The sequence below is a fragment of the Streptomyces sp. Edi4 genome, assembly GCF_040253615.1.
Lineage (GTDB): Bacteria > Actinomycetota > Actinomycetes > Streptomycetales > Streptomycetaceae > Streptomyces.
Genome location: NZ_JBEJGY010000004.1, coordinates 5,010,980 through 5,023,396, shown reverse-complemented (window position 1 = coordinate 5,023,396; position 12,417 = coordinate 5,010,980). Strand labels below are relative to the sequence as shown.

The 12,417-nt window shown below is 71.7% G+C and carries 14 protein-coding genes; 1 reads left to right on the top strand and 13 read right to left on the bottom strand.

Features of this window, described 5'->3' with window-relative positions; translation table 11 throughout:
• Positions 1-46 precede the first annotated feature (46 nt).
• The 3 genes from groES to ABR738_RS24940 form a co-directional block, all read right to left on the bottom strand.
• Positions 47-355, bottom strand: a complete 309-nt coding sequence (groES, locus tag ABR738_RS24950; RefSeq protein WP_309053476.1) for a co-chaperone GroES — start codon at positions 353-355, stop codon at positions 47-49.
• A gap of 328 nt (positions 356-683) precedes the next feature.
• Entirely contained in the window at positions 684-1,535 is an 852-nt protein-coding gene (locus ABR738_RS24945; protein ID WP_350232179.1) for a polysaccharide deacetylase family protein, read from the bottom strand.
• A 19-nt stretch (positions 1,536-1,554) separates the two neighbouring features.
• The gene (locus tag ABR738_RS24940) at positions 1,555-2,460 is read right to left on the bottom strand and encodes a polysaccharide deacetylase family protein (RefSeq protein ID WP_350232178.1); all 906 of its coding nucleotides are present in this window, start codon (positions 2,458-2,460) and stop codon (positions 1,555-1,557) included.
• Between the two features lie 113 nt (positions 2,461-2,573).
• Here ABR738_RS24940 and ABR738_RS24935 point away from each other — a divergent pair, with 113 nt between their 5' ends.
• A complete protein-coding gene (locus tag ABR738_RS24935; RefSeq protein WP_502964131.1) occupies positions 2,574-3,758 on the top strand; it encodes a THUMP-like domain-containing protein in 1,185 nt (394 codons plus the stop codon).
• Positions 3,759-3,803: 45 nt separating this feature from the next.
• Here ABR738_RS24935 and ABR738_RS24930 read toward each other — a convergent pair whose 3' ends face one another.
• The 10 genes from ABR738_RS24930 to tsaB all read right to left on the bottom strand — a co-directional run bounded on the left by ABR738_RS24930 (position 3,804) and on the right by tsaB (position 12,377).
• On the bottom strand, positions 3,804-4,169 hold the full coding sequence (locus ABR738_RS24930) for a hypothetical protein (RefSeq protein ID WP_350232177.1): 366 nt from the start codon (positions 4,167-4,169) through the stop codon (positions 3,804-3,806).
• Positions 4,170-4,235: 66 nt separating this feature from the next.
• The gene (locus ABR738_RS24925; RefSeq protein WP_350232176.1) at positions 4,236-4,868 is read right to left on the bottom strand and encodes a hypothetical protein; all 633 of its coding nucleotides are present in this window, start codon (positions 4,866-4,868) and stop codon (positions 4,236-4,238) included.
• Between the two features lie 124 nt (positions 4,869-4,992).
• Positions 4,993-5,469 carry a VOC family protein gene (locus ABR738_RS24920; RefSeq protein ID WP_350232175.1) on the bottom strand — a complete coding sequence of 159 codons (477 nt, stop codon included), beginning with the start codon at positions 5,467-5,469 and terminating at the stop codon, positions 4,993-4,995.
• A 485-nt stretch (positions 5,470-5,954) separates the two neighbouring features.
• Positions 5,955-6,311, bottom strand: coding sequence for a YciI family protein (locus tag ABR738_RS24915; protein ID WP_350232174.1), 357 nt, complete (start codon positions 6,309-6,311; stop codon positions 5,955-5,957).
• 161 nt (positions 6,312-6,472) lie between these two features.
• A complete protein-coding gene (gene helR, locus ABR738_RS24910) occupies positions 6,473-8,641 on the bottom strand; it encodes an RNA polymerase recycling motor ATPase HelR (RefSeq protein WP_350232173.1) in 2,169 nt (722 codons plus the stop codon).
• Positions 8,642-8,840: 199 nt separating this feature from the next.
• A complete protein-coding gene (locus ABR738_RS24905; RefSeq protein ID WP_350232172.1) occupies positions 8,841-9,692 on the bottom strand; it encodes a polysaccharide deacetylase family protein in 852 nt (283 codons plus the stop codon).
• 87 nt (positions 9,693-9,779) lie between these two features.
• Complete coding sequence (locus ABR738_RS24900) at positions 9,780-10,040, bottom strand: hypothetical protein (protein ID WP_350232171.1); 261 nt, start codon at positions 10,038-10,040, stop codon at positions 9,780-9,782.
• The gene (gene tsaD, locus ABR738_RS24895) at positions 10,037-11,179 is read right to left on the bottom strand and encodes a tRNA (adenosine(37)-N6)-threonylcarbamoyltransferase complex transferase subunit TsaD (RefSeq protein WP_350234720.1); all 1,143 of its coding nucleotides are present in this window, start codon (positions 11,177-11,179) and stop codon (positions 10,037-10,039) included. Before tsaD ends, ABR738_RS24900 begins: the two co-directional genes overlap by 4 nt.
• On the bottom strand, positions 11,176-11,658 hold the full coding sequence (rimI, locus tag ABR738_RS24890; protein WP_350234719.1) for a ribosomal protein S18-alanine N-acetyltransferase: 483 nt from the start codon (positions 11,656-11,658) through the stop codon (positions 11,176-11,178). The genes tsaD and rimI overlap by 4 nt, the downstream gene beginning before the upstream one ends.
• A gap of 65 nt (positions 11,659-11,723) precedes the next feature.
• Positions 11,724-12,377: a tRNA (adenosine(37)-N6)-threonylcarbamoyltransferase complex dimerization subunit type 1 TsaB gene (tsaB, locus tag ABR738_RS24885; protein WP_350232170.1), complete on the bottom strand. Its 654-nt coding sequence runs from the start codon at positions 12,375-12,377 to the stop codon at positions 11,724-11,726.
• Between the last annotated feature and the right edge of the window lie 40 nt (positions 12,378-12,417).

Here is a 12,417-nt window from a genome sequence, read left to right as displayed (position 1 = left end):
TGGCTTCGAGGAAGTACTTCGATGAATTACCGAATTGCTTCGGTAATTACTTCTCGATGATCGCGAGCACGTCGCGGGCCGAGAGGACGAGGTACTCGTCGCCGTTGTACTTCACCTCGGTGCCGCCGTACTTGCTGTAGAGCACGACGTCGCCGACCTTGACGTCGAGCGGCAGGCGCTCGCCGTTCTCGAAGCGGCCCGGACCAACGGCGAGGACGGCGCCCTCCTGGGGCTTCTCCTTCGCGGTGTCCGGAATGACCAGGCCGGAGGCCGTGGTCTGCTCGGCGTCGAGCGGCTGGACCACAATGCGGTCCTCGAGCGGCTTGATGGCAACCTTGGAGCTGACGGTCGTCACGTTCCGGTCTCCCCCTTCGGAGATCTCACGGGGTTAACTGTCTGGGGTGGCGACCAGGTGGATCCGTCGTCGCGGGTGCCGGACCTGCCCGTCGCTGTGTTGGCACTCTCCGGTGGGGAGTGCCAGAAGCGAGACTAGGACGACGGTTAGCACTCGGTCAAGCGGAGTGCCAATTTCGCGCCTCTGCGGCGGATCGGTCCGGGGGGCACGGGGGACTCGGTCGGGTCAGAGGCGGGGGCAGAGGCGGGGCGCGATCAGGTCAGAAGCGGGGACAGAGGCGGGGCGCGATCAGGTCAGAAGCGGGGACAGAGGCGGGGGCGCGATCAGGTCAGAGATAGTCCTCGATCCGGCCCACCGTGAACCCCCGCGTCCGGATGTGGTCCAGCGCCCGCGCGGTCAGCCGGGTCGCGTCCGCGCCGGGCCCGAGCCGCACCCGCACGATGTCCCCGGGCCGCAGGGACCGGGCGCCTCGGGCATAGCGCGGGCCGTCGGCCGTCATCGTGACGCGGGCCAGGACGACCGCGCCCACCCCGCACTCCTTCGCGGCCCGCAGCGTGGTGGCGTCGTAGGCACCGTAGGGCGGCCGGAACAGTCTCGGACGGCTGCCGAACCGGGCGGCGATACGGTCCCGCTGCCCGCAGATCTGCGCCCGCTGGCCCGCGTGGTCCAGGGTCCGCAGGTCGCGGTGGTCCAGGGTGTGGTTGTAGAGCCCGGCGCCAAGGGCGCGCAGCTCGTCCAGGCGCTCGCGCGTCGCGGCGTCGGGGGCGAGGGCGCCGCCGGGGTTCGCGCTCGTGAGGAACAGCGCGACGGGCAGCTCAAGATCGCGGATCATCCGCGGGAAGCCGGGGTCGGTCACCGGCCCGTCGTCGAAGGTCAGGAAGACCACTCTCGCCCGTACCGGCACCCGGTCCACGACGAAGGGCAGGCGCGCGCCGGCGCGGCCGGACGGCGGGCGCGGGGCGGGGGCGAGCGGGGCGGCAAGGCCCCAGCGCCGGGCGGCGGCCGCCCGCGCGGCGGCCCCGGCGCGCGGCACCGAGGTGGGGTGGGCGGCCCTGCGCCCGAGCCGCTGGAAGGGGGCGACGGGCGCGCTCGGCTCCGAGCACCCGGCCAGCGGGCCGAGCAGCGCACCGACCGCGAGCAGCCCGGCCAGGGCGCCCCGCAGCCGGTGCGCCCACCTCACCCCGTCTCCCTGGACCGGGTCACACGTAGTCCTCGAGCCGGGCCACGGCGTACCCCTTGTCGGTGATCACCTTCATCACCTGGCGGACCATGTCGGGCATGGTGCCGTTCCAGTCCTGACGGCCGCGGAAGTGGGTCAGGATGATGTCGCCGGGGTGCAGGTCGCGGTCCCACTCGCGCCACTCCATGTGGTCGGTGAAGGCCTCCTCGGCCCACAGCGGCGCGGCCTGGATCCCGCAGGACTGGGCGGCCTTGAGGGTGTCCTCGTTGTAGTTGCCGTACGGCGGCCGGAACAGCCGGGGCCGCTTGCCCGCCCACTTGCCGATCTTGTCCTGCTGGTCGCAGATCTCGCGCCGCTGCTCGTCGTAGGAGAGCGCGGGCATGTACCGGTGGTTGAGGGTGTGGTTGTTGAGCGTGACGCCGAGGCTCTGCATCTTCTTGAAGTACTCGTGGTCGTCCTTGACCAGGTAGTCGCTGAGGAACGCGCTGTAGGGGATGCGCAGTTCCTGCATCATCTTCAGGAAGGTGGGGTCCTTCTCGGCGCCGTCGTCGATCGTCAGAAAGACGATCTTGTCCTTGGTGGGGACGGTGGTGAAGACGGGCGGCAGCGAGTCGCCGCCGTCGGTCTCGAACCCCGGGCGGTTGGTGATCTTCGGTTTGACGGCGGGCACGGGGGGCGCGAGCAGGGGCGGCTTGGCGAGACCCCACTTCTTGACGGCCGCGAGGCGGGCGGCCTCGGCCTGCTTGAGCTGCGTGGAGTAGTCGGCGAGCGCGCCGGCGGGCCCCTGCTTGGCGGCCCCCGGCCCGGGCCGGCCGTGCCCCGCGTCCTCGGAGGAGCACCCGGAGGCGAGCAGGGCGGCGGCGAGCCCCAGGACGGCACAGGCGACCTTGGTCCTGTTTTTTCCCTTTTGTCGTACTAGTTGCATGGCGCCGCATCCTGTCAGGCGCGCGCCCGCCGACCCCGGCGACACCGCCGCCACGGTCCCCACCATCGCCCGCCTGGCCCACAGCGGGTCGCGCGCTGGACGACAATGACGGGGTGAACGACCTCGACACCTTCGCCCTGCTCCTGACCGACGAGGGCCGGGCGCTGCTCGCATCCCTGCGCGAGTACGACCCGGCCCAGGAGCTGGCGGTGGCCACCCGGCTGCGCCGCGAGCACGACGCGGGGCTGGTGTCGGCGGCGCTGGGGCAGGCGCGGCTGCGGCAGCGGGCGGTGGCGAAGTTCGGCGCGGCGGACGCGTACCGGATGTTCTTCACGCCCAACGGCGTCGAGCAGTCCACCCGTGCCTCGGTGGCCACGCACCGCGCGAAGACCTTCAGCGCGCGGGGAGTGCGCGCGGTCGCGGATCTGTGCTGCGGCATCGGCGGCGACGCGCTGGCGCTCGCGCGGGCCGGGATCCGCGTCCTCGCGGTCGACCGCGACCCGCTGACGGCGGCGGTGGCCCGCGCCAACGCGGAGGCACTTGGCCTCGGGGACCTGATCGAGGTGCGCTGCGCGGACGTGACGGACATCGACACGGCGCCCTACGACGCGGTCTTCGTGGACCCGGCGCGACGAGGCGGGCGGGGCAGGATTTTCGACCCGGAGGCGTACGCGCCGCCGCTGTCCTGGGCGACCTCGGCGGCCCTCGCCGCGCCCTTCGCGGCGCTGAAGGTCGCCCCGGGCATCCCGCACGAGGCGATCCCGCCGCGGGCCGAGGCGGAGTGGATCTCGGACGGGGGCGACGTGAAGGAGGCGGTGCTGTGGTTCGGCACGGGCGTGACGCCCGGCGCGGTCCGCGCCACACTCCTGCCCGCGTCCGCCTCGCTGTGGACGGCCGCGCCGCTCGCCGCGCCGCCGGTGGGGCCGGTGGGGCGCTATCTGTACGAGCCGGACGGCGCGGTCATCCGCGCGCATCTGGTCGCCGAGATCGCACAGCGGTGCGGGGGGAGGCTGATCGACGAGACGATCGCGTACGTGACGAGTGACGAGCCGTACGCGTCTCCCTACGCCTCCGCGTACGAGATCACCGACCAACTCCCCTTCAACCTCAAGAAGTTGAAGGGGCTGTTGCGGGAGCGGGAGGTGGGGGTGCTGACCGTGAAGAAGCGGGGGTCGGCGGTGGAGCCGGAGGAGGTACGCCGACGGGTGAAGCCGGCCGGACCGCATTCCGCCACGGTCTTCCTGACCAGGGTGGCCGGCGCCCCCACGATGCTCATCGGCAATCCGGTACGCCCCTGACGTGAGGCGACGCGCCCGTACGCCCCTGACGTGAGGCGACGCGGGTCAGGACAGGTCGGTCAGGGGATCCGCGTAGACCTGGGAGAGGGGCTGCGGCCCGACGTATTGCTGACAGTTGCACTGGCCGGATTCAAACCGCAACGGCTTCTTGCTCTCGTCCCACGCGACCGGAACCTCCACCCGCTCATGGCACTTGCCGGCCTTGTCGTGCTTGGCCAGATGGTGCGTGCAGCCGCACACCGGCTCGGGCGCCTTGTGCGCGGATTCCAGGGCGAGGCGTTCCTGCTTCGCCGCCTCAAGACGCTCCATCTTGCGCTCGTGCCGCGTACGCAGGGCGGTACGGGCGTTGTCGATCGCCCACCCGAACCCCCCCATCCAGAACACGATCAGAATCCACCAGTACCACTGCACAGCGGCTGCCCTTCCCCCGGAATGTGTTGCCGCGTGACGCCGCGGCCTCCCCAGAATAGAGCCGGGTCACCCGCGCAGGCCCAGCGTGGTACGCGCCCCGAGGCAACGCTGCACCCAGCGCCGGTACGCCGCCGCCTTGGCCACGCCCACGAGCCCGGTGAGCCAGCAGATCAGGCCGAGCCCCATGCCGTAGACGACGAGGGCGTACGTGTCGTGGCCCGGGTCGGCGGTCGCGGGCAACACGAGGCAGAAGGCGAGACCCGCCCCGCACAGCAGCACCGATGGTATGAGCCACGCCAGGTTCAGGGCGGGCCTGACCAGGTTCCGGTCGAGCACCGGATCGCGGTCCAACTCGGCCCATTGACGCAGGAGTTGGCGTATAAGGCGGTCCTTGCGCAGGCCGAACCCGACGGCGAGTCCGGCCGGGATCATCACGCCGAGGCCCAGCAGCAGGAAGAGCCCTCCCACGATCGCGCTCAGCACATCGGTGAGGGAGGTCAGCGCCGCGCCGACCAACGACCAGCCCAGCGCGAAGAGCGCCGCCCACAGCCAGAGCAGCCACAGCCGGCCCGCGCCCAAGTACCCCCGGACCAGCACCTCCAGGGCCTGGGCCCGGTCGGCGAGCAGCGCGTTGCGGTCGCGCCAGGCGCGCATTGCGACCGGGGGCGGAGAGGGGGGCAGCGGCGAACTCGGCGACATGCGCCAGAGGTTATCCGGGGCGCCCCTGACACGGGCGCCCACCCTGGGTCATGCTCAGCGCGGTCGGCCGGATCCCGTCGTCCGCCGGGGCCCGGCCCGCGCGTCCCGCCCCTTGCGCTTGCGCTTACGCGTCCCGCAGCGTCTTCAGGTCCAGCTTCTTCATGTCCATCACGGCGGCCATGACCCGGTCGGCCTTCTCCGCGCCGGAGCCCAGCAGCTCGGGCAGTTCGGCGGGGACGATCTGCCAGGACAGCCCGTACTTGTCCTTGAGCCAGCCGCAGGGTCCTTCCTCGCCGCCCTCGCCCAGTCGCGTCCAGAACCGGTCGATCTCCTCCTGGTCCGCGCAGCTCACCGCGAGCGAGACCGCCTCGGTGAAGGTGAACTGGGGGCCGCCGTTGAGCGCGGTGAACCGCTGGCCGGCGAGCTGGAAGTCGACCGTCATGACCGTGCCGGTCTCGCCGGGGGCTGAGGCGGCGTAGTGCGTGATCCCCAGGATCCGGGAGTCGCCGCCGAAGATGGCGATGTAGTGGTTCGCCGCCTCCTCGGCCTGGCTGTCGAACCAGAGGAAGGGGGTGATCTTCTGGGTGATCTTCGCGGTCATCGTCGGCCTCCTCGGCGTTGCCGGACCCGGGGGTGGGCGGCTGCGACAGATAAGACCGCGCTCGCCCGCGAAACTCATCGCTGAACGCCGCCCCGCCCGGCTGCGGACCGTGCGTGGCTGGTCGCGCAGTTCCCCGCGCCCCTGACACGTCCATCCTGACCCACACCGGTCGCCTCGGCCCGCCCGGGCGGAACCCCAGGGACCCCGACTGCGGACCGTGGGGGGCCGCTCGCGCAGTTCCCCGCGCCCCTGACAGGGTCCGTGCCGGGCCGCACCGACAACCTCAGCCCATCCGGGATGAACCCCAGGGACCCCGGCTGCGGACCATGGGTGGCCGCTCGCGCAGTTCCCCGCGCCCCTGACAGGGTCCGTGCCGGGCCGCACCGGCATAGTCAGCCTGTCCGGCAATTGAGGACGAGCGCCTTCAGCGCGGACCGGGTCTTGGGCGGAGCCCCAGGGGTTTGGGGTGGGCCGGGTGGGTGGGGTCAGGCCTCGGCGATCTCGCGGAGCTCCGACGTGATGTCCCACTCCTCCCCGTGAATACGAAGAAACCGCTTCGTCCACTCAAGCGCCTCCCCCCGATCCTTCGCCTGGATGATCGCGTAACCCCCCACAACCTCCTTGGACTCCGTGAACGGCCCGTCCGTGACGGTCAGTTCACCCTTGTTCCAGCGGAGCCGGGCGCCCTCGGCGGTCGAGGTGAGTCCGGCGGTGTCGAGCAGGACCCCGGCCTTGGTCATCTCCTCGATCAGCGCGCCCATCCGCTCCATGAGCTCGGGGCTGGGCCCGCCCTCGGGGCCGTTGTTCTCGTCGACGCGGATCATCGTCAGGTAGCGCGGCATGGCCGGCCTCCGTTCGGTTGAGTACGGCTCGGTTGTGTACGGCGTACGGAACGCGGGGTGGTTCTCCCCGCCTCTCACTCCTACGTCGAACGAGGGCCCACCGGATCGACACCACCCCGGCATTCCGTCGGAACACCGCACGCCATCAGGACGTCAACACATCAGGACGTCAACACGACGAGCCGCTGTGTCGCCCTGGTCATCGCGACATAGCGGTCCACCGCCCCCTGGATCCCGGTACCGAACTCCTCCGGGTCGACGAGCACCACCAGGTCGAATTCGAGGCCCTTGGACAGCTCCGGGCTCAGCGAACGCACGCGGGGCGTGGCACGGAAGCCGGGGTGTCCGATCACGCAGGCGATCCCGTCCGCGTGGTCGGCGAGCCAGCCCTCGACGACCGCGTCGAGCTCCGCGACCGACCCGTACGTCACCGGGACGCCGCTGCCGCGCACCGAGGCCGGCACGTTGGCGTCGGGCAGAACGGCCCGGATGACCGGCTCGGCCGCCGCCATCACCTCGCGCGGGGTGCGGTAGTTGATGCCGAGCGTGGCCACCTCGGCCCGGTCGAGCCCGATCCGCGCCAGACGCTCGGGCCACGTCTCGGTGAAGCCGTGCCTGGCCTGGGCCCGGTCCCCGACGATGGTGAAGCTGCGCGAGGGGCAGCGCACCAGCAGCATCTGCCACTGCGCGTCGGTGAGCTCCTGCGCCTCGTCCACGACGACGTGCGCGAACGGGCCGGCGAGCAGGTCGGGCTCGGCGCCGGGCAGGGCGCTCTCGTCGATCAGGGCGTCCTGGAGGTCCTTGCCGCGCAGCATCCGCAGCGCGCCCTCGCTCTCGTCTCCACCGGACTGGAAGTCGGACGCCGAAAGGATCTCGTCGATGACGCCGGACATCCGCTCCCGCTCGGCGGTGACCAGCGCGTGGTGGCGCTGCTTGCGCCGCTCCGCCTCGGGGTCGCCGAGGCGCTGGCGGGCGGCGTCCAGGAGCGGCAGGTCGGACACGGTCCAGGCCTGCGCGTCCGTGCGCCGCAGCAGGCGTACGTCGTCGGGCCCGAGCCAGGGCGCGCACATCCGCAGGTAGGCGGGGACCGTCCACAGGTCGCCGACCACGTCGGCCGCTTCGAGCAGCGGCCACGCGCCGCCCAGCGCCTGGGCCAGTTCCGGGTCCTTGAGCAGTGTCTTGCGCAGTTGCGCGGGGGTGACGTCGTCACCGTCGTACTGGTCGAGCAGGATCGAGACCAGCGCCTCCCGCACCAGCTCGCGGCCCTCGTTGTGCGGGGTGCCGGGGCCGGGCGCCGCGAAGGCCTCGGCCCAGTCGTCGGCGGTGAGGCGCAGGTCGCCCCAGGGGGTGGTGAGGGTCAGCGCCGAGGTGGGCGGCTCCTCGTAGAAGGCGACGGCCTTCTCGACGGCCCCGACCATGGCGACGGACGCCTTGAGGCGGGCCACCTCCGGGTCGTCCTCCTCCTTGGCGCCGGCGCCCTCGGCCACCAGGTCGCGTAGGACGCAGGTCTGTACGCCCTCCTCGCCGAGGCTCGGCAGCACGTCCCCGACGTAGTCCAGGTAGGGGCGGTGCGGGCCGACGAAGAGGACACCGCCGCGCCGATGGCCCAGGCGCGGGTCGGAGTAGAGGAGGTAGGCGGAGCGGTGCAGGGCGACGACGGTCTTGCCGGTGCCTGGGCCACCGTCGACGACGAGCGCGCCGCGCGATCCCGCGCGGATGATGGCGTCCTGGTCGGCCTGGATGGTGGAGAGCACATCCCGCATGCGCGCCGAGCGGTTGGTGCCGAGACTGGCGATGAACGCGGACTGGTCGTCGAGGGCGGCGTGCCCTTCGAGCCCGTCGGCGGTGAACACCTCGTCCCAGTAGTCGCTGATCCGGCCGCGCGTCCAGCGGTACCGGCGCCGGCTCGCCAGGCCCATCGGACCGGCGTGGGTCGCCGCGAAGAACGGTTCGGCGGCCGGGGAGCGCCAGTCGATCAGGAGGCGGCGGCCCTCGCTGTCGGTGAGGCCGAGCCGGCCGATGTAGAGGGGTTCGGGTGCGTCGGCCGCGACCACGCGTCCCAGGCAGAGGTCGAGGCCGAAGCGGCGCAGGGTGCGCAGCCGCGCGGTGAGCTGGTGGACCTCGTTGTCGCGGTCCATGGCGGCCCGGCCGACGCCGCCGGGTGCCCGGCGCAGTTCGTCGAGGCGGCCGGAGAGTTCGGTGATTGTCTGGTCGAGGGTGCGGGCGATGGCGGCGAAGTGCCGCTCGTCGCCCCCGGTCAGCGCCGGATCGGCCTTGGCCGCGAGACGGTCGGGAAGGTCGAACGCGCTGGAGGATTCAGAAACCGACAACTGCCCACGCACTTCGTGAAACTCCCATTTCCGCAGGTACTGGCCCGAGGCCAGTGATTCTGCGGCACGATGGGGGCCTTGCCGCAAGCCCCCCGGTGCGCTATATCTTGATAGTGGCAAGGAGAGCACGCGCTCCTTGCCTTTTTGTTTTTCCGATTCCGCGTGCGCGTTCCGGACGGGCCCTCGTCCCGCCCGCCGCTCAGACGTAGTCCTCCAGGCGGGCCACCGTGAAGCCCTGTTCCTGGATGTGACGGAGCATATTGGCCGTCATCTGCGTCATGGATGTGCCCTTGAGCTCCTTGGGGCCGCGGAAGTGCGCCAGGATGATGTCGCCGGGGTGCAGCTTCTTGTCGCCGCGCTGGTACTGCATGTTCGTGATCTGCATCGTCTCGCGCCACAGCACCAGGGCGCGGATGTCGCAGGACTTGGCCGCGGTGCGCGTGTTCTCGTTCCAGTTGCCGTACGGGGGCCGGAAGAGGCCGGGCGCCTTGCCGTACTCCTTGCCCAGTTTCGTCTCCTGGGCGCATATCTCGTTCTTCTGCGCGGCCGCACCGAGCGTGCGCAGATTGGGGTGCGAGAGCGTGTGGTTCTCGATGGAGTTGCCGAGATCCTGGAGCGGCTTGAAGTAGCCGTAATCACTGCGAATGATGTCGTCGGTCAGGAACATCGTGAACGGCACCTTCAGGTCCCGCATCATCTCGACGAACTTGGGGTCCTTCTCGGCCCCGTCGTCGAACGTCACGAAGACGATTTTCTCGTTGGTGGGAATGTCGCTCACCACCGGGACGTCGCCCGGCTTCGTCTTCACCGGCTTCTCGGCCGGCGGTGCGGGCGGCGGGGCGAACGGCTTGAGACCCCACTTGCGGTACGCGGCCTCGGTGGCGGCCGCGTCGTCGCCCGGGGACGCCTTCGAGGACGCGCCGCCGCCCGTGCCGGACGGGGTGGCGGCCGAGGGGGCGCTGCCCGATCCCCCGCCGGAGGAGCAGCCCGCGACCATCAGCAGGCCGAAGAGCGCCGCGCCGACCGCTTTCCTGCGTACGAGCCAACCCATGTCCACTTACCGCCCGTTTCTGTCATCAGCTACTCCTAGCTTGATGCCAGAAACGGTCAGAGGGTTGCTTGAATTGATCGGAGGCCGTCAGTAGGGCTCCGGGCCCAGCGACTCGAAGCGCCAGCGGTGCACCGGCCGGGCCACCAACTCGGCGTCCGGGTCCGGGAGTTCGGGCAGCTCGGCGTCGAAGGACGCGTCCCACCAGGTGATGACGAGGACCCGGTCGCCGGGCGCGCGCAGGATCTCCCGACGCTCCGGCGTCCCCGCGGGCTGCTCGCGCACCCAGGCCAGAAGGTCGGCGCCCCGGCCGTCGGCGGCCCGGGCCTCCCACATCAGGGCGACCGTCATGAGTACAGGTTCTTCTTGCTGACCTCGTGCACATGGTCGTGGTCGTGACTGTGCCCGCCATCGTGGCCGTGCGCGTGGGCGTGGGCGTGCGCCTCGCCCGGCACGTGCGGCTCGGTCACCGGCAGCGAGGAGTCGGCCGAGAGCTCCAGGTCGGAGGCGGGCCGGTTCCTGGCCACCATCTCCGCGCCGAGCGCGGCCACCATCGCGCCGTTGTCGGTGCACAGACCCGGCCTCGGCACCCGCAGCCGGATCCCGGCCCGCTCGCAGCGCTCTTCGGCGAGCGCGCGCAGCCGGGAGTTGGCGGCCACACCGCCGCCGATCATCAGGTGGTCGACGCCCTCGTCCTTGCAGGCCCGTACGGCCTTGCGGGTCAGCACGTCCACCACGGCCTCCTGGAAGGACGCCGCCACATCGCGCACCGGCACCTCCTCGCCCGCGTTGCGCCTGGCCTCGATCCAGCGGGCCACCGCCGTCTTCAGGCCGGAGAAGGAGAAGTCGTACAGCGGGTCGCGCGAGCCGGTCAGACCGCGCGGGAACGCGATCGCCTTCGGGTCGCCCTCGCGCGCGAGCCGGTCGATGACCGGGCCGCCGGGGAAGCCGAGGTCGAGCACCCGGGCGATCTTGTCGAAGGCCTCGCCCGCGGCGTCGTCGATGGTGGCGCCGAGCGGGCGCACATCGGCGGTGATGTCGGGGGCGAGCAGCAGGGAGGAGTGGCCGCCGGAGACGAGCAGCGCCATCGTGGGCTCGGGCAGCGGCCCGTGCTCCAGCTGGTCGACGCAGATGTGCGAGGCGAGGTGGTTGACCCCGTACAGCGGCTTGTTCAGGGCGTACGCGTACGCCTTGGCGGCCGAGACGCCGACGAGCAGCGCGCCCGCGAGCCCGGGGCCCGCGGTGACCGCGATGCCGTCGAGGTCGCGCGCGGAGATCCCGGCGGTCTTCAGGGCGCGCTCGATGGTCGGCACCATCGCTTCGAGGTGGGCCCGGGAGGCGATCTCGGGCACCACCCCGCCGAACCGGGCGTGAGTGTCCACGCTTGAGGCCACGGCATCGGCGAGCAGCGTCGTCCCGCGCACGATGCCGACGCCGGTCTCGTCGCAGGAGGTCTCGATGCCCAGTACGAGCGGTTCGTCAGCCATCAGTCAGTCTCTTCTGTTCCTTGGACGTATTCCTGGACGGTCAGTCGCATGACGAGCGCGTCCACGTTGCCCGGCTGGTAGTAGCCGCGCCGGAAGCCGATGGGCTCGAAGCCGAAGCGCTCGTAGAGCTTCTGGGCCCGGGTGTTGTCCACGCGCACTTCGAGCAGGACCTCGTCGCACTCGAAGGCGGTGGCGTGCTTGAGCAGGTCGCTCAACAGGCGCGCGCCGAGCCCGGTGCCCCACTGGTCGCGGGCGGCGGCGATGGTCTGGACGTCGGCGAGGTCACCGGCGGCGGCGAGCCCCGCGTACCCCACGAGCCGCGCCCGGCCCTCCTCGAAGGACTCCGCGACCACATAGCGGCGGGTGGCGCCGGGGCCGCGCGCGTGGGCGAGCTCGGACCAGAACATCCCCACCGACCAGGCGTCCTCGGGGAACAGTTCGTGTTCGAGGTCCAGCACGGGCGCGATGTCCCACCAGCGCATCTCGCGCAGCACGACCCCGCTCGCTCCGGCCCCGCCGGCTCCGGTCCCGCCCGCTCCAACCCCGCTCACTGGGGAGTGACCACCTTGTAGTTCTTGGGCACCTGCGCGTCCGGACGGCGCAGGTAGAGCGGCGTGGGCGGCAGGAAGGGCGAGCCCTCGGCCAGCTTCTCGGCGGCGAGCGAGGCGAGCGCGGCCGCCGACTGGTGCTCGGGGTCCCGGGCGTCGGGGAAGGCCTCCGGGTACAGGAGGGCGCCCGCGCCGACGACGGGCAGGCCGCTCAGCTGTTCCGCGATGTCGCCGGGCCGGTCGACGGCGGGCTCGCCCACGCGCGTACGGAAGTCGTCGTAGCGGGCCCAGTAGACCTCCTTGCGGCGGGCGTCCGTGGCGACCACGAACGGCTCCTCGATGCCGGAGGCGTGGGCGAGCCCGTCCAGGGTGCACAGACCGTGGACGGGGACGCCCAGCACCGAGCCGAAGGTCGCGGCGGTCACCAGGCCGACGCGCAGCCCGGTGTAGGGGCCGGGGCCGACGCCCACGACCAGGTCCGTCACGGCGTCCAGTTTCAGGCCGGCCTCGGCGAGCACCCGGTCGACGGCGGGCAGCAGCAGCTCCCCGTGCCGGCGGGCGTCGACCTGCCGGGCCTCGGCTAGCACGGAGGTGCCGTCGTGCAGGGCGACGGTGACGGCGGGGGTGGCGGTATCAACGGCGAGCAAGAGCACGCGAACAGCCTACGACCAAGCCGGCGGAGGCACGGCGTCC